The sequence below is a fragment of the Pseudonocardia sp. ICBG162 genome, assembly GCF_020496225.1.
Classification (GTDB): Bacteria; Actinomycetota; Actinomycetes; order Mycobacteriales; family Pseudonocardiaceae; genus Pseudonocardia; species Pseudonocardia alni.
Genome location: NZ_JAHLJD010000019.1, coordinates 327,621 through 350,775, shown reverse-complemented (window position 1 = coordinate 350,775; position 23,155 = coordinate 327,621). Strand labels below are relative to the sequence as shown.

Here is a 23,155-nt window from a genome sequence, read left to right as displayed (position 1 = left end):
GGCGGGGTCAGGAGTACCAGGTCGGCTCGGGCAGCTCGTCGCGCAGCACCCACGCCCCGACCTCGCGCCGCTTGTAGGCGACCGGGTCGTGCAGGGTGTGCGTGCGGACGTTGCGCCAGAACCGGTCGAAGCCCAGCTCCGTCGTCGTCGCGCGGGCCCCGAGGCCCTCGAAGATCCCCGAGGTGATCTCCAGCGCGACGTCGGTGGCCCGCGCCTTCACCGCGGCGACCCGCACCTCGTGCTCACCGCGCTGCTCGGCGGTGACGCCGTCGGCGTCGCGGTGGATCACCTGCTGCTCCTGCGCGACGGCGTCGGCCAGCGCCTCGACCGCCCACAGCTTCGCGTGCAGGTCGCCGTGGAGGTCGAGCTGGTAGGGCTCGTCGACGGCGCGCTCGTGGCCGCCGTGGAGCCAGGGCCGGGTCCGCTCGCGGGTGAAGCGCGCTGCGGTCTCGAGCGCCCCGCGGGCGATGCCGAGGTAGAACGCCACGAAGACGAGCTGGATGATCGGCACGTTGAGCGTGTTGTAGACCCGCGGTGTGAACACCCGGTCGGTGAACCCGGCGGCCGCCGCCCACGGCACCCGGACGTCGGTGATCGTGACGCTGCCGGACTCGGTGAGGCGCTGGCCGATGTTGTCCCAGTCGTCGCCGAAGACGATGCCCTCCTGGTGGCTCGGCACGATCGCGAAGACGTGGGTGTCGGTCCGCTCGATCACCCCCTCCAGCACGGTGACGTCGGAGACCCTGCTGCCGGTGGAGAAGGACTTGCGGCCGGAGTACACGAGCTCGTCGCCCTCGTCGCGGATGGTCAGCTCGGCGTCGCGCGGGTTGACCGCGCCCCCGAAGAACCAGCGGTTGCGGGTGGCGTCGGCCTCGACCGCCGCGATCTGCTCGGGCGTCCCGACGAGCCGGGCGGCCCAGAACCAGAGCAGGTGGTAGCCGAGCAGCTGGCCGATGGAGCCGTCGCCCGCGGCGACCTCGCGGATCACCCGGTAGGCCAGCGGCCACTCCTGTCCGCCGCCCCCGTGCTCGACCGGGCCGAGCAGGGTGACCAGGCCGGAGTCCTTGAGCAGGGCGACCTCGTCGTGCGGGGTGGCGCCCGCCCGGTCGCGGGCCGCGGCGTCACGCTCCAGGACGCGGCGGACGTCGCGGGCCCGGGCCAGCCAGCCCGCGGCGTCGGTGGGCGTGGCGGACCAGTCGAGCGACTCGACGGTGGTGGGCTCGGAACGGTTCTCGGTCGTGGTCACGGTGTGTCTCCTCGTCGTCGGAGAAAGGCGTCCGGGCACGGCGGCGCACGATTCGGCGGATACGCGCGGGAATGCGCACCGAATCGGCGGAGGAACGGTGGGCCCGGACGGGAGGGAACTGTCGGGGCGGTCACCGGCGACCGGGGTCGCCGGCCGCGGCGCAGGTCAGAGAGCCTGCTCCGCGGGGATGCCGGTCAGCGACAGAGCGACGAGGTCACACGCGAGAGGTCGACGTGGCGTCGACGGGTGAGCTCGGTGAACAGCACGGTCCCAGTGTTCGGGGAGATCACGGTGGAAGTCAACGAGACGTTCCCGGAAATGGGACGCGGCGCGGGATGTCCGGTCAGGACGGGCCCCGGGAACGCGAACGGGCCCGGCGACGACGGTCGCCGGGCCCGTGCGGACGGTGTCGGTCGGGCGGTGTCGGTCAGACGGTGGTGAGCTGCGGCTCGCGGGCGGCCAGCTCGGCCTCCTTCTCCCGGATGACCGGCAGCACCTTCGCGCCGAAGTACTCGACCTCCTCCTGGAAGTGCAGGAAGCCGAGCAGAAGCAGGTTCGCGCCGCGCCGCTTGTACTCGATCGCGCGGTCGGCGATCTGCTCCGGGGTGCCGATGAGCTGGGTCTTGAAGCCGTCGTTGTACTGGACGAGGTCCTCGAACGACGAGTCCGCCCACATGCCGCGCTTGTCGCCGGTGGAGTTGCCGGCCTGCTGGACGGCGTCGCGGAAGCCCTCGACGGCGGGCCGGTTGGCCTTCTCGATGATCTCGCGCAGGGTGTCCCGGGCCTCCTTCTCGCCGTCCCGGGCGATCATGAAGCCGTTGAGGCCGAACCGGACGGGCTGCAGTCGCTCGGCGGTCTTCGCGTGGCCGAGGACCTCCTCGACCTGCTCGGAGAAGCCGTCGTAGTCCTTGCCGTTGGAGAAGTACCAGTCCGACACGGTGCCGCCGTTGTAGCGGGCCGCGGTGGAGTTGCCGCCCTGGAAGATCTCCGGGTGCGGACGGCCGGGGACGTCGACCGGGCGGGGCTTGAGGTCGAAGTCGCGGATCCGGTAGAAGTCGCCGGCGAACTCGGCGCCGCCGTCGGAGGTCCAGATCTCGCGCAGCACCCGGATGAACTCGTTGCTGCGGCGGTAGCGCTCGTCGTGCTCGAGCCACGGCTGGCCCATCGCGGTGAACTCGGCCTTCAGCCAGCCGGAGACGACGTTGACCGCGAGCCGGCCGTTCGTCAGGTGGTCGGCGGTGGCGACCCACTTGGCCAGCACCGAGGGCTCCCACAGGCCGGGGTGGACGGCGGCGATCACCTTGAGCCGCTCGGTGGCCAGGCCCAGCGCGAGGGAGAACGCGGTGGCCTCGTGCTGGTGGTCGGCGCCGTAGCTGGCCATGTAGCGGATCTGGGACAGCGCGTACTCGAAGCCGTTGTTCTCGGCGGTCTGCGCCAGCTTCCGGTTGTACTCGAAGCCCCAGTCGGTGCGCTGTTCGATGGTGCTGGTGACCAGCCCGCCGGAGACGTTCGGGACCCAGTACGCGAACTTCAGCGGCTCCTGGATCCGGGTGTTGGGCGTGGTGGCGAGAGCATCGGACACGGGAGACTCCTCGGGGTGTGCCGGGCACGGCAGACGGGCGCGCGACGGCGCCGGAAAGAGAGGAAAGAGGGAGGAAACGGACCTGCGGTGACGCGATCAGCGACAGGCCTGGCTCACGACGACGAGGTTGTCGACGTGACGGCGTCGGGTCAGCAGGAAGCCGGTCACGCTCCCACCGAACCCGCGGAGCCGGTTGTTGTCAACCGGATGCCGGGGAGATCACCACGGGTCCTCACCGGTGGACCGGGTCGACCCCGAGCAGGCCGTGCGCCAGCCCGCCGAGCAGCCCCACGAGCCGGTGCTGGTCCAGGCCGCTGCGGAAGAACAGCGTCGACTGGATCGCGCCGACGCAGGCGTGCACCAGCACGCGCAGCTCGCCGTCGGACAGGTCCGGGCGCAGCGGGGCGAGCACGTGCACCCAGTCCTCGACGTGGTGGCGCTGACGGCGCCGCAGGTCGCGGCGGGCCTCGGCGGGCAGGGTGTGGACCTCGCCGTAGTAGACGGCGAACTCGGTGCGGTTCTCGGTCACCAGCCGGATGTGGTCGGCCACCAGCACGGTCAGCGTCTCGCGCTCGGGCGTGCCCGCGGCCAGCGCCGCCGCCGCGGAGGCCTCCAGACGGGCCATGCCTCGGTCGAGCAGGGCGAGCAGGACCGCCTCCTTGGAGGCGAAGTGCCGGTAGATCCCGGACCCGACGATGCCGGCCTCGGCGCCGATCTCGGCCATCCCGACGGTGTGGAAGCCGCGACCGGCCGCGAGCCGGGCCGCCGCCTCGAGGATCCGCTCCCCGCGTTCCGGGTCGCGCCGCCGCGGGGGTCCCGCGGTTCCGGAGCTGGTTCGCGTCGGCATCTTTCCAGCATCGCATCCGCGCGGTACGGTCCGCCACAAGTGAACAACGGATCACTAGGGAGTCGGTGTGGACTTCACCGAGACCGACGAGGAACGCGATCTGCGGGCGGCCGTCGCCGCCATCGCGGCCTCCTACGGCAGCGAGTACTACCTGCGGTGCGCCCGGGAGGGCAGGCACACCCACGAGCTGTGGAAGGCGATGGGGCAGGCCGGGTTCCTGGGCGTCAACGTCGCCGAGGAGCACGGTGGCGGTGGCGGCGGGCTCGTGGAGCTGTCCATCGTCTGCGAGGAGGCCGCGGCGCAGGGCGCCCCGCTGCTGCTGGTGCTGGTGTCCGCGGCGATCTCGGCCGAGGTGATCGGGGAGTTCGGCTCCGAGGAGCTGCGCCGTCGCTGGCTGCCGGGGCTCGCCGACGGCTCGACCAAGGTCGTCTTCGCGATCACCGAGCCGGAGGCGGGCTCCAACACCCACCGGATGGCGACCCGCGCCGACCGCGACGGCGACGACTGGGTGCTCACCGGCACCAAGCACTACATCTCCGGCACCGACGACGCCGAGGCCGTGCTGGTCGTCGCGCGGACCGGGAAGGCGCCGGACGGGAAGGCGCGCCTGAGCCTGTTCGTCGTGCCGGTCGACTCGCCCGGGCTGACCCGCACCCCGCTGCCGGTGGACCTCATCGCCCCGGACAAGCAGCACGTCCTGCACTTCGACGACGTCCGCGTCCCGGCGGGCAACCTGGTCGGCGCCGAGGGCGACGGGTTCCGCCAGGTCTTCCGCGGCCTCAACCCCGAGCGGATCACCGGCGCCGCGCTCGGCGTCGGCATCGCCCGGTTCGCGCTGGCCAAGGCGGCCGACTACGCCCGCACCCGGCAGGTCTGGGACACCCCGATCGGCGCCCACCAGGGCGTCTCGCACCCGCTGGCGCGGGCCCGGATCGAGACCGAGCTCGCGGCGCTGATGACCCGCAAGGCCGCCTGGCTGCACGACCGCGGGATGCCCGCGGGCGAGGAGTCCAACATGGCCAAGTACGCGGCGGCCGAGGCGGCGACGCACGCCGTCGAGGCGGCCATGCAGACCCACGGCGGCAACGGTCTGGCCAGCGAGTACGGGCTGATCCCGTACTGGGGGATGGCCCGGCTCATGCAGGTCGCGCCGGTGAACCGCGAGATGATCCTCAACCACGTCGCCCAGCACGGGCTCGGGCTGCCGAGGTCGTACTGATGGGTGCCGGCGAGCTCGACCGGAACCTGATCGGGCGGGTCAACGTCGCCGACGCGCTCGGCCGCAGCGCGGCCGCCCGGCCGGGGCGGACCGCCGTCGTCGACGGGGAGCGGTCCTGGACCTACGCCGAGCTGGACGCCTGGGTGGACCGGCTGGCCCGTGGGCTCGCCGCGCGCGGCTGGACCCGCGGCGACGCGCTCGCGCTGGCCTCGGGCAACAGCGCCGAGTTCCTCGCCGTCTACTACGCCTGCGCCCGCCTCGGCCTGGTCTGCGTGCCGGTGAACCTGGGCTGGCGTCCGGACGAGGTCGCCTACGTCCTGGGCCACTCCCGGGCCCGCGGGATCGTCGTCGAGGCGCAGCTGGTCGCGGCGCTCGCGCCCGCCTGGGAGCAGGTGCCCGCGGTGACCGAGGTGTTCGTCGCGCCCGGCACCGGCGGGGTGGCCGGTGCCGGGGTCCCGCTGGCCGACGTCGAGGCCGGGGGAGGGGACGGCGCCGGGCCGGTCGAGGTGCTGGTCGAGGATCGGGACCCGCTGTCCTACCTGTACACCTCGGGGACGACGTCGTTCCCGAAGGGCGTCGTCACCTCGCACCTGGCGGTCACCCTGGAGTCGTTCTCCGCGGCGCTGGACTCGGGCTGGTCGGCGGCGGACCGCTTCCTGGCGATGATGCCGATGTTCCACACCGCGCAGCTCAACGCGTTCTGCACCCCGGCGGTGCTGGTCGGGGCGACGATCCACCTCGCCCGGGGGTTCGAGCCCGCCGCGTTCCTCGACACCGTCGAGCGCGAGCGGATCACCCAGGTGTTCGGGCTGCCGATGATGTACCGGGCGGCGCTGGAGCACCCGTCGTTCGCCGGTCGGGACCTGTCGTCGCTGCGGCGCGCGGTGTACGCGATGGCGCCGATGCCCGAGCCGCTGATCCGGGCCTGCCTGGACGGCTTCGGCTGCGACTTCGCGCTGCTGTTCGGACAGACCGAGATGAGCCCGTGCACCACCCTGTTCCGGCCCGAGCACCAGCTGACCCACATCGGTGCGGTCGGCACCCCGATCACCGGGGTCCGGGTCGCGGTCATGGACTCCGGCGGGACCCTGCTCGGCCCGGGGGAGGAGGGCGAGATCGTCTACCGCGGCCCGTCCACCATGAACGGCTACCTCGACGACGACGCCGCGACCGCCGAGGCGTTCCGGTACGGCTGGTTCCACTCCGGCGACGTCGGCCGGCTCGGCGAGGACGGCGTGCTGTGGTTCGCCGACCGGGTCAAGGACGTGATCAAGACGGGAGGCGAGAACGTGGCCTCGCTGGAGGTCGAGCGGGCCGTCTACGCGGCCGCCCCGGACGTCGCGGAGGCGGTCGTGGTCGGGCTGCCGCACGAGCGGTGGAGCGAGGCGATCACCGCGGTGGTCGTGCCCCGGCCCGGCGCGACGGTCGACCCGGACGCGCTGCTGGCCGCGCTGCGCGGGCACCTCGACCCCTACAAGGTCCCGAAGGCGGTGATCGTCGCCGACGAGCTGCCGCGCACCTCGACCGGGAAGATCCGCAAGAACGTCGTCCGCGAGACCCACGCCGGCCACTACGGGCCGCCCTAGCCGACGTGCACCACGGGGCGCCGGGCCACGTCGGGCTCGGCCTCCCGGAGGATCTCCCGGGTGATCGGGGCGACCTCGCCGACGCCGGTGAACAGGTACCGGCCGAAGTGGCGCACCGGGTTGCCCTCGGTCCAGTCGAAGTAGATGTGCGGGGCGCGGTCGCCGACGTCGCGCAGGTGCAGCAGCAGCGCGGCGATCGCGTTCGGGACCGACGGCGCCGACGTCGTCAGCACCCGGTACGGGCCGCGGCGCTCCCCGCGCACGGCGATGCCCGACTCGAACTCCGACGGGTCGGTGACGGTGACCTCGACCAGCACCACGCGGCCGGGGTCGGGGATGTGGTGGTCCTCGGTCTCCTCGGCCAGCTTCTCCCGGTACTCCTCGTCGCGGGCGACGCTGTCCCGCTCGCCGGGGCGGGGCTCGTGCGCGACCAGGCGCAGCGGCCTGCCGGAGCCGGAGCACTCGTCGAGGAACCCGCGGGCGGTGTCGTCGAGGGTGACGTCGGTGATGCGCAGCTCGAACGCGCGCAGGGTGCGCGACAGCAGCGACACCACCAGGATCCCGGCGATGAAACAGGCGGCGATCTTCACGCCCTCCGGCCGCTCGACGACGTTCGCCACCGTCGTGTAGACGAACACGAGCGCGATCAGCGCGAACGCGACGACGGCCGGGCGGCTCCCGGTGCGCCGCACCGACAGCGCGACGGCGACCGCCGCGGAGGTCATCAGCACCAGCACGCCGGTGGCGTAGGCCCCGCCCTGGGCGTCGACGTCGGCGTCGAACAGCAGGGTGACCGCGAACGCGACCACCATCACGACCAGGACGAGCGGCCGCGCCGCCCGCGCCCAGGACGGCGCCATCCCGTAGCGGGGCAGGAACCGCGGCACCAGGTTGAGCAGGCCCGCCATCGCCGAGGCCCCGGCGAACCACAGGATCGCGATCGTGGACAGGTCGTAGACGGTGCCGAAGACGTTCCCCAGGTCGCGGTGGGCCAGGAACGCCAGCGCCCGCCCGTTCGCCTGCCCGCCGGGGGCGAACTCCGGCTCGGGGATCAGCAGCACGGTCACGACGCTGGAGGTCACCAGGAAGGTGCTCATGACCAGCGCGGCGACGGTGAGCAGCCGCCGGGTGCCCGCGATCCGGCCCTCCGGGCGGTCCTCGGTGTCACCGTCGCGGCCGCGCACCAGCGGCATCACCGACACCCCGGTCTCGAACCCGGACAGGCCCAGCGCCAGCTTCGGGAACACGATCAGCGCGACCCCCACCATGAGCAGCGGGTCCGGGTAGCGGGACACGAGCAGCGCCGACCAGCCCGCGACGACGTGCGGCGCCGCGACGATCCGGACCAGCCCGTCCACCACGACGACGGCGTTGAGCACCAGGTAGACCGCGACCAGCGCGACCGCGATCCGGATGGCCTCGGAGAACCCGGCGAGGAACACCCCGCCGAGCAGCGCGAGCAGCAGCAGCGTGATCAGCACGTTCTGCCCCTGCAGGGCCGCGGGGGCCAGCGGGTTCTGCACCAGGTGCGCGGTCGCGTCGGCCGCGGACAGCGTCATCGTGATGAGGAAGTCGGTGGCCGCGAACCCGAGCAGGACCAGGACGAACACCTTCCCGCGCCACCCGGGCAGCAGCCGTTCCAGCATCGCGATGGAGCCCTCGCCGTGCGGGCTCTCCCGGGCGACGCGGCGGTAGACCGGCAGCGCGCCCAGCAGCGTCACCGCCACCAGGACGAGGGTGGCGACGGGGGAGAGCACGCCGGCGGCGAGCGCCGCGATCCCCGGCTGGTAGCCCAGCGTCGAGAAGTAGTCGACGCCGGTCAGGCACATGACCTTCCACCAGGCGTGGCGTGGGTGCTCCGGTTCGGGCCGGGCGTGCGGGCCCTGCCGGTCGGGGCGGTGCGCGTCCTGCAGGAGCCAGGAGCCCACCCGGTTGCGGACCCGCCGCGGGGTCTCGGTGATCGCCACCGGCCCAGGATTGCGCTACGACACGGTCGGCGCCGCTCCTGCGGGCGGATCGTCCGTATCCGACGGGGTGATGGTGGCCGCGTCGGTGCAGGCGCGCAGCGCACCGGCGAGCGGGCCGCGCCCGGCGACGAGCTCGACGACCCGCGCGTCGTAGCCGCGGACCTCGAGGAACCGGGCGGCGTCGCGCTGCGGGTCCCCGGTCCGGCGGGCGACCGGCGAGTGCCCGATGGGGTGCAGCACCGCGGCCGTCATCAGCAGGTCCCGGTCGTGCCCGCCGTCCTCGGCGGCGGTGCGGGCCGCGATCGCCGCCCGCTGCGCGCGCTCCCACAGCTCCGGGCGCTGGTGGGCCAGCAGCGTCTCGGCGAGCGCGCGGGCGGCGTCGAACCCCATGACCCGATCCTGCCGTGACGTGATCCGCTGTGCGCGCGGTGATCCGTGCCGCGCGTGCGTCCGGACGCGCGCGGCGCACGGATCACCGCGCGCACGACGACGCCCCGCGGCCGGTGCGGCCGCGGGGCGTGTCGGGGCGCCGACGGGGTCAGACCGTCTCGGACTCCCGGTCACCCCGCTGGGCGCGGACCGCGCGGAGCACGACCGGGGCGACCAGCAGGATCGCGATCAGCGAGTACACGACGATCGCCAACGGGGTGGAGACCAGGGTGGTGACGTCGCCGTCGGCGATCTGCAGGGCGCGGCGCAGCTGCAGCTCCGCGTCCGGACCGAGGATGACGCCGATGATCGCCGGCAGCACCGGCAGCCCGAACCGGCGCATCAGGAACCCGATGCCGCCGATCGCGAGCAGCACCAGCAGGTCGACCGGCTGGCCGGAGACCGCGTACGCGCCGACGCAGGCGAAGAACAGGATGCCCGCGTAGAGGTACGGCCGCGGGATCCGCAGCAGCTTCGCCCAGGCCGGGGCCAGCGGCAGGTTCAGCACCAGCAGCATGACCAGGCCGATGAACAGGCTCGCGATGAGCGTCCAGACCAGGTCCGGCTCCTTCTGGAACAGCAGCGGGCCGGGCTGGATGCCGAACTGCTGGAACGCGGCGAGCATGACGGCGGCGATCGCCGTCGTCGGCAGGCCGAGGGTCAGCATCGTCGCCAGCGTCCCCGCCGACGACGCGCTGGCCGCGGACTCCGGCCCGGCGACGCCCTCGATGGCGCCCTTCCCGAACTGCTCCGGGTGCTTCGAGAGCTTCCGCTCGGTCACGTACGCCATGAAGGTCGACATCTCGGCGCCGCCGGCCGGGATCGAGCCGAAGCCGAACCCGATGAACGGGCCGCGCAGCCACGGCTTCCAGGTGCGCTTCAGGTCCTCGCGGCCCAGCCACGGACGGCCGACCGGGATGACCTCCTGCTTGCGTCGTCGCAGGTGGGCGGCCACCCACAGCGCCTCGCCGATCGCGAACAGCCCGACCGCGACGATGATGACGTCGATGCCGTCGGCCAGCTGCGGCACCCCGAAGGTGAGCCGCGGCTGCCCGGAGATCGGGTCGAGCCCGACCAGGCCGATCGTGAGGCCCAGGGCGAGCGCGGCGAACCCGCGGACCCGCGAGGCGCCCAGCACGCCGCTGACGGCGACGAAGGCCAGCACCATGATCGCGAAGTAGTCCGGGGCGCCGATGTCGACGGCCACCGAGGCGATCAGCGGGGCGACCAGGACCAGCCCGGTCACGCCGACGATGCCGCCGATGAAGTGCCCGATCGCGGCGGTGGCGAGCGCCTGGGCGCCGCGCCCGGACTTCGCCATCGGGTTGCCCTCGATGGCCGCCATCACCGAGGCGGACTCGCCGGGGGTGTTCAGCAGGATCGACGTCGTCGACCCGCCGAACATCGCCCCGAAGTAGATGCCGGCGAACATGATGAACGCACCGGTCGGGTCGAACGCGTAGGTCACCGGCAGCAGCAGTGCCACCGCCATCGCCGGGCCGATGCCCGGCAGCACGCCGATCGCGGTGCCGAGCAGCACCCCGAACGCTGCGAACAGCAGGTTCTGCGGGGTCAGCGCGTGCGCGAACCCGTTCATGAGCAGGTCGAACGTGCCCATCAGCCGAACACCCCCATCAGCGGGCCGCCCGGCAGGTCGACGCCGAGCACCGCGTCGAACAGCACCCAGGTCAGCAGCGAGACCCCGGCGGCGATGCCGAGGTCGCGGAGCACCGCGCGCGAGCCGAGCGCGTAGGTGGCGCCGGCGAACAGGACGGTCCCGGCGATCGGCCAGCCGGCGAGCGGGATGAGCGCCGCCGTCGCGACGATCACCCCGGCCAGCATCCCGACCGTGCGCAGGTCCATCGGCACGTCGAGGTCGACGTCCTCGCCGCCCTCGGCCTCGCCGCGGCCGCCGCGCAGGACGTCGACGGTCAGCAGCGCCGCCAGCACCAGCAGCGCCGCGCCGAGCACGAACGCGACGGTGCGCGGTCCGAGCGGGTCGGACGCGCTGCCGCCGCCGCCCTCGGCGAGGGTGTCGCCGAGCACCAGCAGGCCGGTGAGGGCCAGCAGCACCGACACACCCAGCTCCGAGTGCTCCTTCCACCAGGAGCGAGCGGTCCCGGTGTTCCCGGTGTCCCCGATGGTCGTCACGTCAGCCCCAGCCCGGTCAGCACCCGCTCGACGCGGGCGTCCTCGTCGGCCAGGAACCGGCCGAACTCCGGCCCCGGCAGGTACGCGTCCTGCCAGCCGTTGCGTGCCAGCACCTCGCGCCACTCCGGCGTCGCGTGCAGCTCGGCGTAGGCGCGCTCCAGCTCGGCGACGCCCTCGGGGCCCAGCCCCGGCGGCGCGACGACGCCGCGCCAGTTGGTGAACTCGACGTCGATGCCGGACTCGCGCAGCGTCGGCGCGTCGAGGCCCGGGATCCGCTCGCCCGCGGTCACCGCGAGCACCCGCAGGTCACCGGAGGCGATCTGGTCGGCGAACTCGCCGAGCCCGGACACCCCGAACGCGACCTTGCCGCCGAGGACCGAGGCGAGCAGCTCGCCGCCGCCGTCGTAGGAGATGTAGTTGACCGCGCGCGGGTCCACGCCGGCGCCCTCGGCCATCAGCATCGGGGCCAGGTGGTCCGGGCCACCGGGGGAGGAGCCGCCGCCGACCGGGGTCTTCCCCGGGGCCGCCCGCCAGGCGGCCAGCAGGTCGCCGAGGTTCCGGTAGGGCGAGTCACCGGGGACGACGACGATCTCGGTCTCCTCGGTGAGCCGCGCGATCGGCGTGGTCTGCTCGAGCGTGACCGGCGAGTCGTTGGAGTACACGCTGCCGACCACGCCCAGGCCCATGCTCATCACGAGCCGGTCGTCGCCGGCCTCGTTGACGGTCCGGCCGAGCCCGACCGTGCCGCCCGCACCGGGCAGGTTGAAGACCTCGACCGACCCGGTCAGCCCGGCGTCCTCCATGGCCTTTGCCGCACTGCGGGCGGTGACGTCGTAGCCGCCGCCGGGGGCGTTCGGGACCAGCATCCGCAGTCCGCGGAGCTGGGTGCCGTCGCCGCCGCCGCCGATCGCGCCCACCGCGGGCGGGACGAGGAGCAGCGCGGCCAGGACGGCCACCACCGTGCCGAGGAGAGGTCCGACCCGGGGCCGCGGCACGGGCGGCGCGGGGTCGTCCGGCGTGGGCCGGTGCTGCGAGGGCGGTTCCTGCGACTGCGGAGGAGCCGTCGACTGGGGCATGTGCGTCCGATCTCACCGTTGCGAAGCGAACGCGCTGAAGTGTGCGGAGTCACCCGTCCGGTGTCTCCGTAACGGCCACAACGGTCGTTGTGGTCGTTTCGGTCGCGCCGGACGGGGTCAGCGCGACCGCAGGCCCAGCTCACCCAGGACGTGCTCCACCCGCTCGTTCTCGGAGGCGGTGAACCGGGCGAAGTCCGCGCCCGGGAGCCAGGCGTCGTGCCACCCGTTCGCGGCCAGCACCTGCCGCCACTCGGGGGTGCCGCGCATCGCGGCGACGGCGTCGGCCAGCGCGGCGCGGTCGGCGTCGGACAGACCGGGCGGCGCGACCAGCCCGCGCCAGTTGCTGAACTCGACGTCCACCCCGGACTCGCGCAGCGTCGGCACGTCGAGGCCGGGCACCCGCTCGCCCGCGGTCACCGCGAGCACCCGCAGGTCCCCGGACCCGATCTGGTCGGCGAACTCGCCCACCCCGGACACCGCGAAGGCCACCTCGCCGCGCAGCACCGCCGCGAGCAGCGGACCGCCGCCCTCGTAGGACACGTAGCGGACCCGGGCGGGGGCGATGCCGGTGCCCTCGGCGAGCAGCATCGTGGCGAGGTGGTCCGGCCCACCGACGGTCGAGCCGCCGCCGACGGTGAGCCCGCCGGGGGCGGCGCGCCAGGCGTCGAGCAGCGCGCGGACGTCGCGGTAGGGCGAGTCCGCGGGCACGACGACGATCTCCGACTCCTCGGTCAGCCGCGCGATCGGCGTGGTGTCGGCGAGCGAGAGCGGGGTGTCCCGGGACGCGGTCGCCCCGACGATCCCGAGCCCCATGCTCATCAGGAGCCTGCCGTTGCCGGCCTCGCCCTCGACCCGGCCGAGCCCGGCGATCCCGCCGGCACCGGACAGGTTGAACACCTCGACCGGGCCGGCGATCCCGGTGTCGGACAGCACCTTCGCCGCGCTGCGCGCGGTGACGTCGTAGCCGCCGCCGGGTGGGTTGGGGACCAGGATGCGCAGGTCGGACAACGGCCGCGGCCCGTCGGTCAGCACGATCGGGACGACGACCGCGGCGAGGGCCAGCACGAGCACCGCGACCAGCGCGACGACCGGGCCCCGGCGGGCGCGGCGGGCGACCGGTGGCCCGCCGGGCCGCGTCACCGTCCCCGCCATGCCCACCCGCCCGTCGCCGTGCCGCCGCCGGTGAGTCTGCGCGTCCGCGGCCGGGCCGGTCCACCGAGGGTGAGCCGCGCGACGCGTCGTGGTCCCACCGCCTCGCGTGGCCGCCGCCGTCGCCGCGCGTCCTACGCTGGGCGCATGCGACGGCGCGCCGGGGGGACGGGTGGACCGCTGGCCCGCCAGTTCCTCGTCTGGCAGCTGGTGGTCGTGGTCGTGCTGCTCGCCGCGGTCGCGGCGCTGGCCGCCGTGCAGTCCTCGGAGTCGTTCCGCGAGACCCAGGGGCGCCGGATGCTGTCGGTCGCCGAGGACGTCGCGTCCGTGCCGACCGTCCGCGAGGCGTTGCAGACCCGGCGCTACGACCTGCTGCCGTCGTTCGCCCGCAGCGCGGAGAACCTGTCCGGGGCCGACGAGATCGAGATCGTCGACGCCGGGCTCGTCGTGCGCACCTCACCGGACCCGTCCCGGGTCCGGCAGCGCTTCGACCCCGGTGCCAGCACCGCGCCGCAGGGCCGGGCCTGGGTCGGCAACCCCGACGGGCGCACCGTCGTCGCCCAGGTGCCGGTGATCGACGACCGCGGCGCCGTCGCCGGTCTGGTGTCGGCCGGGATCCGCGCGCCGTCGCTGTGGGAGTCCCTCGCCGGGGCCCGCGCGGAGACCGGCGCGCTGCTGGGGCTGGCGCTGGGCGTCGGCGTCCTCGGGTCGCTGCTGCTCGCCCGCCGGGTCCGCCGCCAGACCCTCGGCCTGGAGCCCGACGAGATCGTCGAGCTGGTGCAGCGCCGCGAGGCGATGCTGCTCGGGATCAAGGAGGGCGTGGTCGGGCTGGACACCGCGGACCGGATCACCCTGCTCAACCCGGTCGCCCGCGAGCTGCTGGAGCTGCCCGGTGCGCGCGAGGGCGACGCCGTCGCCGACCTGGGCATCGACGACCGGCTCCGCGAGGTCCTCACCGGTGCCGCCGACGGCGAGGACCAGCTCGTGCTGCGCGACACCCGGGCCCTGGTGCTCAACCGCCGTCCGGTCCGCGTCGACGGCCGCGACGTGGGCGCCGTGGTCACCCTGCGGGACCGCACCGAGCTCACCACCCTGCAGCACCGGCTCGACGCCTCGCACACCGTCACCGACACCCTGCGCGCCCAGGCCCACGAGTTCTCCAACCGGCTGCACACCATCGCCGGGCTCACCGAGCTCGGCGAGCACGACGAGGTGCGCCGGTTCGTCGCCGGGATCGTCGCCGCCTCGGAGGGGTGGCGCCGCGAGGTCACCGCCAGCGTCGGCGACCCGGCGACGGCCGCGCTGCTCGTCGCGAAGAACAGCCAGGCCGCCGAGCGCGGCGTGGAGCTGGCCCTGGACCCGGAGTCCCGGCTCGACCCGACCGACCCCGACCACGACCCGGACCTGTCCGCCGACCTCGTGACCGTGCTCGGCAACCTGATCGACAACGCGATCGACGCGACCGCCGGGCGGGACGGCCCGCGCCGGATCGAGATCGGGCTCGCCGGCGGCGGCGACACCGACGGCGACGAGGTCTGGGTCGAGGTCCGCGACTCCGGCCCCGGGATCGCCTCCGAGCTGGCCGAGGAGGTGTTCCGGGCCGGCTACTCGACCAAGGCCGCCGAGATCGGCGGCCGCGGGCTCGGCCTGGCCCTGGCCCGGCAGGCGTGCCTGCGCCGGGGTGGCACCATCGCGGTGCGGCCGGCACCGGCGGGCCGGGTCGGTGCGGTGTTCGAGGCGGTGCTGCCGGTGGCGCCGACGGGGGTGCGGGTGTGAGGGTCCTGGTCGTCGACGACGACTTCATGGTCGCGAAGGTCCACTCCGGCTACGTGGAGCGGATCGAGGGCTGCACCGTGGTCGGCGTCGCGCACAACGGCGCCGACGCCCTCGACGCCGCCGCCCGGCTCCGCCCGGAGCTGGTGCTGCTCGACGTCTACCTCCCCGACATGTCCGGCCTGGAGGTGCTGACGCGGCTGCGCACCGGCGCCGCCGACGACCCGTTCGTGCTGGTCGTGACCGCCGCCGACGACTCCGACACGGTCGCCGCCGCCCTGCACGGCGGTGCGCTGCACTACCTGGTCAAGCCGTTCGACTCCGCCGCGCTCGCCGCCCAGGTGCACCGCGCGACGCGGATCCGGCGCGACCTGGACCGGGTCCGCGACCAGTCCGACATCGACCGGCTCTTCGGCGGCACCGGTGCCGCCCCGGCCCGCACCCCCGGCGGCCCCGAACGGATGCCGAAGGGGCTGACGACCCCGACCGCGGAGCTCGTCGCGGGGACCCTGCGCGAGCACTCGGGGACCGACGCGGAGGCGGACCTGTCGGCGACCGAGTGCGCCGAGGCCACCCGGCTGTCCCGGGTCAGCGCACGCCGCTACCTGGAGCACTTCGTGTCGACCGGGCAGGTCACCGTACGGCTGCGCTACGGCGGCACCGGCCGCCCGGAGCGCCGCTACCGCTGGGTCGGCTGACCGGCGCCCCGCAGCGCCTCCGCCCGCGGAGCCGCCGGATCGGCCTCCGCCCGCGGAGCCGCCGGATCGGCCTCCGCCCGCGGAGCCGCCGGGTCCGCCTCCGCCTGCGGTGCCACCGGGTCGGCCTCTGCCTCCTCGGCCTCGGCGGCGTGCTCCAGCAGCACCGCCGCGATCGGCTCGCACAGCAGGTCCGGCAGGGCGTGCCCCATCCCGTCCACCGTGACGAGCTGCGCGGCCGCCCCGATCCGCGCCGCCAGGTGGTCCGCGTGCGGCGGCGGGTGCACCGGGTCCTCCGGCGCCTCGACGACGAGCGTCGGCACCGTGACCGAGCCCAGCTCGGCGCCGCGGTCCAGCCCGTCGAGGTCGGCCTGGGCGTGCGCGGTGCACGGCTCGACCCGCCCGGTGTGGTCCATGATCCGCCGCTCGCGCGCGGCGAACTCCGCGGTGTCGAACGGCAGCACCCCGCCGGAGACGCGTCGCCAGTACTCGACCCGCCAGGCCAGCTCCCCGGCCTCGTCGCGCGGGTCGCCCAGCTCCTGCCACATCCGCTGCACGTCCCGGGTCGGGCCGGGCAGGTCGGCGTCGCCGGTGTCGAGCGCTGCGGTGCACAGCAGCGTCGCGCTGACCATGCGGTGCGGCGCGTCGAGCGCGAGCAGCTGGACCAGCGTCCCGCCCAGCGACATCCCGACCAGGTGCGCCCGGTCGATCCCGCAGCCGTCGAGCACCGCGAGCGCGTCGGTCGCCAGGTCGGCGACGGCGTAGGGCCGGTCCTCGAACGCGTGGGTCGAGCGGCCGGTGTCGCGATGGTCGTAGCGGACCACCCGGTGCCGCTCGCGCAGCACCTCGACCAGCGCGTCCGGCCAGCCGTACCCCGCCGAGCCCGCCCCGTTCACCAGCAGCACCGGCGCCGCCGGAGTCGGCCGGTGTGCGGGCAGGTCCTGCACCCAGAGGGTCACGCCCGGCTCGGTCTCGACCTCGCGTACGGTGCCGGCGATCTCCACATGCGCAGGCTGCCAGACCGGTGACGGTCCGCCTCCGCCGACCGGGTGGGGGGTTGGTCCGGTGTGCGTAGAGAATGCCGGTCATGGGCTTCTGGGAGTATCTCTCCACGAACTGGGGCGAGGTGCTCGGGTACACCCTCGAGCACGCCGCGCTCGTCGTGGTGGGGCTGGCACTCGCGGTGGTGGTGGGCGTGCCGCTCGCCGTCGCCACCTACCGGACCGACCTCGGCCGGGCCGCCGCCGTCAACGGGTCGTCGCTGATCATGACGGTGCCGTCCTACGCGCTGTTCGGGCTGCTGATCCCGCTGCTCGGGCTCGGGTGGGGCCCCGCGGTCGTCGCGCTGATGCTCTACGGCCTGCTGCCGGTGGTCCGCAACGCGATCGTCGGGCTCCGCGCGGTCGACCCGGCGGTCACCGAGTCCGCCCGCGGCGTCGGGATGGACCGCACCCGGCTGCTGCTGGGCATCGAGCTGCCGCTGGCCTGGCCGGTGGTGCTCGCCGGGGTCCGGGTCGCCGCGCAGCTGCTGCTGGGCATCGCCGCGATCTCCGCGGCCGTCAACGGGCCGGGGCTGGGCAACCTGATCCTGTCCGGCCTGTCCAGCGCGGGCACCCCGTTCGCGATCTACCTGACCGTGCAGGGCATCGCCGGGATCGTCGTGCTGGCGGTCCTGTTCGACGCCGCGATCGCCCTGCTCACCCGCCTGACCACCTCGAGGGGGATCCGTGCCTGAGCCGATGATCCGGCTGGAACAGCTCACCAAGCGCTACCCGGGGCAGGAGCGGCCCGCCGTCGACCGCCTGGACCTGGAGGTGCCGCGCGGCGAGCTCGTCGTGTTCCTCGGCCCGTCGGGCTGCGGCAAGACGACCACGATGAAGCTCATCAACCGGCTGATCGAGCCGACCTCGGGCCGGATCCTGCTCGACGGCGACGACGTCACCTCCGTCGACCCGGACCAGCTGCGCCGCCGGATCGGCTACGCCATCCAGCAGACCGGGCTGTTCCCGCACCGCACCGTCGCCGAGAACGTCGCGACCGTGCCGAAGATGCTCGGCTGGGACCGCCGCCGCACCGCCGAGCGCGTCGACGAGCTGCTCACCCTGGTCGGGCTCGACCCGGACGAGTTCCGCGGCCGCTTCCCCAAGCAGCTCTCCGGTGGCCAGCAGCAGCGCGTCGGCGTGGCCCGCGCACTCGGGGCCGGCCCCGAGGTGATGCTGATGGACGAGCCGTTCGGCGCGATCGACCCGCTGACCCGCGAGACCCTGCAGAACGAGCTGCTGCGCATCCAGGCCGAGCTCGGCACGACGATCGTGTTCGTCACCCACGACATCGACGAGGCCGTGAAGATGGGCGACCGGATCGCGGTGTTCGACGCGGGCTCCGGGGTGGAGCAGTTCGACACCCCCGAGAAGCTGCTGACCGAGCCCGCGAGCGAGTTCGTCGCCGACTTCGTCGGGGCGGGCGCCACGATCAAGCGGCTCACCCTGACCCGGGTCGGCGAGGTCGACGTGCCCGTCCGGCCGACGGTCGGGCGCGGCGCGACCCGCGAGGAGCGTCTCGCCGCACTGCGCGCGGGGGAGCACGAGTTCGTGCTGCTCCTCGACGACGACCGCCGCCCCCTGGGCTGGCTGCCCCGCGACGCCTCGGGTGACGTGCTCGACCACGGGCTGCCCGTCGTCACCCGGATCGGCCCGGACGACACCCTGCACACCGCGCTCGACGCGATGCTCGCCGGCAACGCGAACGCCGTGGCCGTCGTCGACGGCGACGGCGTGCACCGCGGCGTGCTCGACCTCGACACGATCCTCGCGACCGTGCACCGGCCCGCGGGCGCGGCCCCGGCCGGCCAGGACACCCGGAGCGTCGCCCGATGACCGTCACCGCCGCCCGCCCGGGCGCGACGACCGGGCCGCGGCCGGACGGGACCGCCCGCCCGGCCCGGCGGTGGGCGGCGCTGCTCGCCCGGCCGCTCGTGGTCGTCGTCGCGCTGACGACGCTGTACCTGGTCGTGTCCTCCCGCGAGCTCGACTCGATCGAGGCGCGCAGCCTCGACGCCGCCTACATCGCGAGCCGCACCTGGCAGCACGTCTGGCTGACCGCCGTCGTGTCGGTGCTGGTGCTGGTGATCGCGGTGCCGCTGGGCGTGCTGCTGACCCGGGAGGCCACCCGCCGCTTCGCCGGGCCGGTGCTGACCGTGGCCAACATCAGCCAGGCGATCCCGTCGATCGGTCTCATCGTGCTGTTCGCGGTGGCGTTCCTGACCCTGCCGGTCACCGTGATCGCGGTGCTCGCCTTCGTGCTCCACGGGATCCTGCCGATCGTCCGGAACACGATCGCCGGGCTGGAGCAGGTCGACCGCTCGGTGATCGAGGCGGCACGCGGGATGGGCATGACGCGCCGCGGCGTGCTGTTCTCCGTCGAGCTGCCGCTCGCGGTGCCGGTGATCCTGGCCGGCGTCCGGACCACGCTGACGATCACCACCGGCACCGTCGCGCTCGCGACGTTCATCGGCGCCGGCGGGCTGGGCGACATCATCTCCAACGGTCTGGCGTCCAACCGCACCCTCGTCCTGGTCACCGGCAGCGTGCTGGTCGCGGCGCTCGCGCTGCTCATCGACTGGCTGGCGGGCCTCGCCGAGGACGTCCTGCACCCGAAGGGGCTCTGAGATGACCACCCGTTTCCCGCGCCGCGCGCTGCCCGGCCTGCTCGCCGGGGTCGCGGCGCTCGTCTCGGGCTGCGGCGCCGCGGCCGCCGTCGCCGGCCCGTCGCCGCAGCAGCTGCGCGGCGGGTCCCTGGCCCGCGACGTCGATCTGTCCGGCGCCGAGCTGGCCGTCGGCTCGAAGGAGTTCACCGAGCAGCGGGTGCTCGGCGCGATCACCCTGCTCGCGCTGCAGGCCTGCGGGGCCCGCACCGTCGACCGGACCGGCCTGTCCGGCTCCACGATCGTCCGTGCGGCCCTGGAACAGGGCGACGTCGACGTCTACTGGGAGTACGCCGGCACCGGCTGGACGCTGTTCCTGGGCAACGACACGACCATCCCCGGTGAGCGGGCGCTCTACGACGCCGTCGCCGCCCAGGACCTCGAGCGCAACGACGTCGCCTGGCTCGGGCCCGCCCGCTTCGGCAACCAGTACGCCGTCGCCCGCCGCGGCGACGCCGACGGCCCGCTCGGTGAGGTCCGGACGCTGTCCGACCTGGGGCCCTACTTCGCCGCCGACGAGTCCCGGGCGACGTTCTGCGGGGCCGCGGAGTTCCTCGACCGCGAGTTCGCCGACATGCAGGCCGCCTACGGCATCACGTTCCCGGCCGCGCAGACCTACCAGAACGACTTCGCGCTGAACTTCGTCAACGTCGCCCGGTCCAGCCCGTGCGACCTCGCGGAGGTGTTCACGACCGACGCGCGGATCCGCTCGCTCGACCTCGTCGTGCTGGCCGACGACCGGAACTTCTTCACCACCCAGCTGGCCGCGCTGACCTGCCGGGCGGAGACCGTGGACCGGTACCCGCCGCTGCGGACGCTGGCCGCGACGCTGGGCGAGCTGCTCACCGTCGAGGTGATGATCGAGCTCAACGGGCTGGTCGACCTGGAGGGCCGCAGCGCCACGTCGGTCGCCCAGCAGTTCCTCGCCGGCCACGGCCTCATCGGGGCCTGACCCGCAGAACGCGCGACGGCCCGGTCCGCACAGTGTGCGTACCGGGCCGTCGCGAGGCGCTGGGGGAAGGTCAGCCGACCTTCTCGATCAGCGCGGCGCGCTGACGGTCGCCGAGGCCGGCGGCACGGCGCGACACGTCGATGCCGGCCTCCTCCATCACCTTGGAGACCTTCGCCGGGCCCCAGCCCGGGACGCTCTTGAGCAGGTCCGCGACCTTGGTCTTCCCGACGATCTGGTCGGTCTTCGCGCGACCCAGCACCGCGGGGATGGTCTCCTCGCCGCTGGCGATCTTGTCGCGGAGCTCCTTGCGGGCGGTACGGGCCGCAGCCGCCTTCTTGAGCGCCTCGGCGCGCTGCTCCGGGGTCAGGGTGGGCAGAGCCATCGCTGACAACTCCTCTCGGTTCACGCACCCCGCTCACCGGGGTGGACTGCCATCTCCGATCGCGGTACAGACTGGCAGAGACATCGCCACGACCTGCGGGAACCCCCTCTTCAGGGCGTGTCGGCCCTGTTCGGGGCCGTCCGTGGCGCTGCTCACCGCACCCGGGCGACCGCCCGTCGCACGACGCGGGGTCGGGACTGTTGCCGCAGGTCAGCGGCATGAGAACGCGAAAGCGGTGACGATGGGCTCACCCGTCGAGCACGGAGCGCAGTCCCGCGACGTCCCAGAGGGTCCGGACCTCGTCGATCCGGCCCTGCCGCACCCGCACCAGCTGCACCGCCAGCACCTCCGCCGCGCGCCCGGTGGGGGCGATCCCGGGCAGCAGCCACGGCAGCTCCCGGTCGTGGGTGAAGCCGACGCGGACCTCGTCGACCACCCGGCGGACGTCGACGGTGCGCGACACCCGGGTCCGGGTCAGCCCGGACGGCCGGGCCGCGGCGACGGCGGCCAGGTGCGCGGCGACCGCGTCCCGGCCGTGGCCCCCGGCGCCGGTCGGCAGCTCGGTCCAGCTCACATCGGTGGCCAGCGCCGCCGTCGCCGGACCGGGGTCGCCCGCGTCGTAGAGCGCGTCGGCCGCGGTGTCCCAGAGCCGTGCGATGTCGCGCATCAGGACCTGCATCGCCGGGGTCACCCGATCACGGTGCCACGCCCCGGCCCACCCGCGCACGCGACGACGCCCGGGGGCACATGCCCCCGGGCGTCGGTCGTGGTGCGTGGCCGGCTCAGGCCGTGGCGGCCGGTCGCTCCTCGGGCGCGGGCGGCGTGCCGGGCGAGACCCGCGGGTCCAGCTCGGCGCGCTCGTCGGTCTTCTCGCCCAGCGGCTTCTCCGGGTCGACCGCCTTGTCGTAGGAGGCGGTGACGCTGATCAGCCGGTGCCCGCGGAAGCGGGCGTAGCGCAGCGACCGCAGCCAGTTGTAGAGCGTGCCGAAGCGGTTGCCCCAGCCGATCAGGAACATCACGTGCACGTAGCACCAGATGAAGTACCCGAGCCAGCCGGTGAGCTTGATGCCGCGGACGTCGGCGACGGCCTCGCGGGCGCCGATGGTGGCCATCGAGCCCTTGTCGAAGTACTTGAACGGGGCCGGGGTGGTGTCGTCGCCCTTCGCCCGCGCCTTGATCAGCTTGCCGACGTAGGTGCCCTGCTGCATCGCGACCTGCGCGACGCCGGGCAGCCGGTCGATGGTGGAGACCATGTCGCCGATCGCGAACACGTCGCGGCGGTCCGGCAGGCTGCAGTCCGGGTCGACGGTGAGACGGCCCGCGCGGTCCACCTCACCGCCGGAGGCCTTCGCCAGCAGCTCACCCAGCGGCGACGCCTGGACGCCCGCGGCCCACACCTTGGTGCGGGCGGTGATGCGCTCCTCGCCGTTCGGGCCCTTCACCGTGATGGAGTCGGCGTCCATCCCGGTCGCCATGGTGTTCAGGCGGACCTCGACGCCCTTCTTCTCCAGCGTCTTGCGCGTGTAGTTCTGCAGCTTCTTCGCGAACGGCGGGAGCACCGCCGGCGCCGCGTCGAGCAGGATGATCTTCGCGGAGCGGGTGTCGATCGACCGGTACTCACGCGGCAGCACGTACTGCGCCAGCTCGGCGAGCTGACCGGCGAGCTCGACGCCGGTGGGGCCGGCGCCGACGACCACGAAGGTCATCCACGCCTGCTTCTCCTCCTCGGTCGTCGCGACCTCGGCGAGCTCGTAGGCACCCAGGATGCGCGAGCGCAGCAGCCGGGCGTCCTCGATCGACTTCATGCCGGGCGCGTGCTCGGCCCACTCCGGGTGCCCGAAGTAGGCGTGCGTGGCGCCCGCGGCGACGACGAGGGTGTCGTAGGGCAGCACGATCCGCTGCCCGTCCGGCGCGGCCGCGTGGACGACCTTGGCCTCGAGGTCGATGTCGCCGACCTCGGCGAGCAGGGTGCGTACGTTGCTCTGCTTCTTCAGCACCCGGCGCAGGGCCGGGGCGATCAGGCCGGGGGACAGGATGCCCGTCGCCACCTGGTAGAGCAGCGGCTGGAAGAGGTGGTGGTTCGTGCGGTCGACGATCGTCACGTCGACATCGGCGCCCTTGAGCGCCTTGGCGGCCTGCACACCGCCGAACCCTCCGCCGACGATCACGACCTTGTGCCGGCCCTGCCGCTCGTCGTGCTCTGCCGTGCTCACCTGAGTCCGCCCCTTGTCGGTCGGTCCTGGCGCGGCGTCACCGCGCACCTGCTCGATGGCCGGTGTCGGTCCCCGCCTCCGGACCCTGAGTCCTGGTGTCGGCGGTGGACGGCGGCCGTCCTGGCCGGTCTCCGACCGTACGAACCCACGGCCGCCGGGGCAATTCGGATCGCTCCGGAAACGCC

Annotated in this window: 22 protein-coding genes; 8 read left to right on the top strand and 14 right to left on the bottom strand. The window is 74.1% G+C overall.

The window, feature by feature from the left end:
- Positions 1–7: 7 nt before the first annotated feature.
- The 4 genes from KPL60_RS20130 to KPL60_RS20120 all read right to left on the bottom strand — a co-directional run bounded on the left by KPL60_RS20130 (position 8) and on the right by KPL60_RS20120 (position 3,675).
- Entirely contained in the window at positions 8–1,246 is a 1,239-nt protein-coding gene (locus KPL60_RS20130; protein WP_226366813.1) for an acyl-CoA dehydrogenase family protein, read from the bottom strand.
- Between the two features lie 194 nt (positions 1,247–1,440).
- Complete coding sequence (locus KPL60_RS35160; RefSeq protein ID WP_350590274.1) at positions 1,441–1,512, bottom strand: putative leader peptide; 72 nt, start codon at positions 1,510–1,512, stop codon at positions 1,441–1,443.
- A 161-nt stretch (positions 1,513–1,673) separates the two neighbouring features.
- Positions 1,674–2,792, bottom strand: a complete 1,119-nt coding sequence (sfnG, locus tag KPL60_RS20125) for a dimethylsulfone monooxygenase SfnG (RefSeq protein WP_226356663.1) — start codon at positions 2,790–2,792, stop codon at positions 1,674–1,676.
- A 268-nt stretch (positions 2,793–3,060) separates the two neighbouring features.
- Positions 3,061–3,675 carry a TetR/AcrR family transcriptional regulator gene (locus tag KPL60_RS20120; RefSeq protein WP_062400803.1) on the bottom strand — a complete coding sequence of 205 codons (615 nt, stop codon included), beginning with the start codon at positions 3,673–3,675 and terminating at the stop codon, positions 3,061–3,063.
- Positions 3,676–3,742: 67 nt separating this feature from the next.
- Between KPL60_RS20120 and KPL60_RS20115 the strand changes: the two genes are divergently transcribed.
- Complete coding sequence (locus KPL60_RS20115) at positions 3,743–4,894, top strand: acyl-CoA dehydrogenase family protein (RefSeq protein WP_226355564.1); 1,152 nt, start codon at positions 3,743–3,745, stop codon at positions 4,892–4,894.
- On the top strand, positions 4,894–6,480 hold the full coding sequence (locus KPL60_RS20110) for an AMP-binding protein (protein ID WP_226355565.1): 1,587 nt from the start codon (positions 4,894–4,896) through the stop codon (positions 6,478–6,480). The genes KPL60_RS20115 and KPL60_RS20110 overlap by 1 nt, the downstream gene beginning before the upstream one ends.
- On the opposite strand, the gene KPL60_RS20105 is transcribed toward KPL60_RS20110, so the two are convergent.
- The 6 genes from KPL60_RS20105 to KPL60_RS20080 form a co-directional block, all read right to left on the bottom strand.
- On the bottom strand, positions 6,477–8,447 hold the full coding sequence (locus tag KPL60_RS20105) for an amino acid transporter (protein WP_226366812.1): 1,971 nt from the start codon (positions 8,445–8,447) through the stop codon (positions 6,477–6,479). The genes KPL60_RS20110 and KPL60_RS20105 overlap by 4 nt on opposite strands.
- A gap of 15 nt (positions 8,448–8,462) precedes the next feature.
- Positions 8,463–8,837, bottom strand: a complete 375-nt coding sequence (locus KPL60_RS20100) for a hypothetical protein (protein ID WP_226355567.1) — start codon at positions 8,835–8,837, stop codon at positions 8,463–8,465.
- A gap of 148 nt (positions 8,838–8,985) precedes the next feature.
- On the bottom strand, positions 8,986–10,494 hold the full coding sequence (locus tag KPL60_RS20095) for a tripartite tricarboxylate transporter permease (RefSeq protein WP_226366811.1): 1,509 nt from the start codon (positions 10,492–10,494) through the stop codon (positions 8,986–8,988).
- Positions 10,494–11,027, bottom strand: a complete 534-nt coding sequence (locus KPL60_RS20090) for a tripartite tricarboxylate transporter TctB family protein (protein ID WP_226355569.1) — start codon at positions 11,025–11,027, stop codon at positions 10,494–10,496. The genes KPL60_RS20095 and KPL60_RS20090 overlap by 1 nt, the downstream gene beginning before the upstream one ends.
- Positions 11,024–11,986: a tripartite tricarboxylate transporter substrate binding protein gene (locus KPL60_RS20085; RefSeq protein ID WP_226366810.1), complete on the bottom strand. Its 963-nt coding sequence runs from the start codon at positions 11,984–11,986 to the stop codon at positions 11,024–11,026. The genes KPL60_RS20090 and KPL60_RS20085 overlap by 4 nt, the downstream gene beginning before the upstream one ends.
- 234 nt (positions 11,987–12,220) lie before the next feature.
- Positions 12,221–13,255, bottom strand: a complete 1,035-nt coding sequence (locus KPL60_RS20080) for a tripartite tricarboxylate transporter substrate binding protein (protein ID WP_226355571.1) — start codon at positions 13,253–13,255, stop codon at positions 12,221–12,223.
- Positions 13,256–13,399: 144 nt separating this feature from the next.
- Here KPL60_RS20080 and KPL60_RS20075 point away from each other — a divergent pair, with 144 nt between their 5' ends.
- Together KPL60_RS20075 and KPL60_RS20070 are read left to right on the top strand one after the other, a co-directional pair.
- On the top strand, positions 13,400–15,028 hold the full coding sequence (locus KPL60_RS20075; RefSeq protein ID WP_226366809.1) for a sensor histidine kinase: 1,629 nt from the start codon (positions 13,400–13,402) through the stop codon (positions 15,026–15,028).
- Complete coding sequence (locus tag KPL60_RS20070; protein WP_226355573.1) at positions 15,025–15,723, top strand: response regulator; 699 nt, start codon at positions 15,025–15,027, stop codon at positions 15,721–15,723. Before KPL60_RS20075 ends, KPL60_RS20070 begins: the two co-directional genes overlap by 4 nt.
- Here the strand turns inward: KPL60_RS20070 and KPL60_RS20065 are convergent.
- On the bottom strand, positions 15,705–16,724 hold the full coding sequence (locus KPL60_RS20065; RefSeq protein WP_308016789.1) for an alpha/beta hydrolase: 1,020 nt from the start codon (positions 16,722–16,724) through the stop codon (positions 15,705–15,707). The genes KPL60_RS20070 and KPL60_RS20065 overlap by 19 nt on opposite strands.
- Before the next feature lie 83 nt (positions 16,725–16,807).
- On the opposite strand from KPL60_RS20065, the gene KPL60_RS20060 reads away from it, so the two are divergent.
- From KPL60_RS20060 to KPL60_RS20045, 4 genes are read left to right on the top strand one after another with little or no spacing between them, the layout of a single operon-like run.
- Positions 16,808–17,455 (top strand): ABC transporter permease, encoded by a 648-nt coding sequence (locus KPL60_RS20060; protein WP_226355575.1) that lies wholly within the window; start codon positions 16,808–16,810, stop codon positions 17,453–17,455.
- Positions 17,456–17,459: 4 nt separating this feature from the next.
- Positions 17,460–18,596 carry an ABC transporter ATP-binding protein gene (locus KPL60_RS20055; RefSeq protein WP_226366913.1) on the top strand — a complete coding sequence of 379 codons (1,137 nt, stop codon included), beginning with the start codon at positions 17,460–17,462 and terminating at the stop codon, positions 18,594–18,596.
- A complete protein-coding gene (locus KPL60_RS20050) occupies positions 18,593–19,387 on the top strand; it encodes an ABC transporter permease (protein ID WP_073575474.1) in 795 nt (264 codons plus the stop codon). Before KPL60_RS20055 ends, KPL60_RS20050 begins: the two co-directional genes overlap by 4 nt.
- A gap of 1 nt (position 19,388) precedes the next feature.
- Positions 19,389–20,375, top strand: coding sequence for a glycine betaine ABC transporter substrate-binding protein (locus KPL60_RS20045; RefSeq protein ID WP_226366808.1), 987 nt, complete (start codon positions 19,389–19,391; stop codon positions 20,373–20,375).
- A 70-nt stretch (positions 20,376–20,445) separates the two neighbouring features.
- Here the strand turns inward: KPL60_RS20045 and mihF are convergent, their stop codons facing one another.
- From mihF to KPL60_RS20030, 3 genes are all read right to left on the bottom strand, one after another.
- Entirely contained in the window at positions 20,446–20,757 is a 312-nt protein-coding gene (mihF, locus tag KPL60_RS20040) for an integration host factor, actinobacterial type (protein ID WP_020621796.1), read from the bottom strand.
- Between the two features lie 247 nt (positions 20,758–21,004).
- Positions 21,005–21,448 carry an ester cyclase gene (locus KPL60_RS20035; RefSeq protein ID WP_226355578.1) on the bottom strand — a complete coding sequence of 148 codons (444 nt, stop codon included), beginning with the start codon at positions 21,446–21,448 and terminating at the stop codon, positions 21,005–21,007.
- Positions 21,449–21,539: 91 nt separating this feature from the next.
- Entirely contained in the window at positions 21,540–22,970 is a 1,431-nt protein-coding gene (locus KPL60_RS20030; protein WP_226355579.1) for an NAD(P)/FAD-dependent oxidoreductase, read from the bottom strand.
- Positions 22,971–23,155 lie beyond the last annotated feature (185 nt).

Coding starts and splice junctions, on each gene's coding strand:
- KPL60_RS20120 (WP_062400803.1), bottom strand. CDS start 3,675: ATGCCGACGCGAACCAGCTCCGGAACCGCGGGACCCCCGCGGCGGCGC.
- KPL60_RS20110 (WP_226355565.1), top strand. CDS start 4,894: ATGGGTGCCGGCGAGCTCGACCGGAACCTGATCGGGCGGGTCAACGTC.
- KPL60_RS20100 (WP_226355567.1), bottom strand. CDS start 8,837: ATGGGGTTCGACGCCGCCCGCGCGCTCGCCGAGACGCTGCTGGCCCAC.
- KPL60_RS20095 (WP_226366811.1), bottom strand. CDS start 10,494: ATGGGCACGTTCGACCTGCTCATGAACGGGTTCGCGCACGCGCTGACC.
- KPL60_RS20080 (WP_226355571.1), bottom strand. CDS start 13,255: ATGGCGGGGACGGTGACGCGGCCCGGCGGGCCACCGGTCGCCCGCCGC.
- KPL60_RS20075 (WP_226366809.1), top strand. CDS start 13,400: ATGCGACGGCGCGCCGGGGGGACGGGTGGACCGCTGGCCCGCCAGTTC.
- KPL60_RS20060 (WP_226355575.1), top strand. CDS start 16,808: ATGGGCTTCTGGGAGTATCTCTCCACGAACTGGGGCGAGGTGCTCGGG.
- KPL60_RS20055 (WP_226366913.1), top strand. CDS start 17,460: ATGATCCGGCTGGAACAGCTCACCAAGCGCTACCCGGGGCAGGAGCGG.
- KPL60_RS20050 (WP_073575474.1), top strand. CDS start 18,593: ATGACCGTCACCGCCGCCCGCCCGGGCGCGACGACCGGGCCGCGGCCG.
- KPL60_RS20045 (WP_226366808.1), top strand. CDS start 19,389: ATGACCACCCGTTTCCCGCGCCGCGCGCTGCCCGGCCTGCTCGCCGGG.
- mihF (WP_020621796.1), bottom strand. CDS start 20,757: ATGGCTCTGCCCACCCTGACCCCGGAGCAGCGCGCCGAGGCGCTCAAG.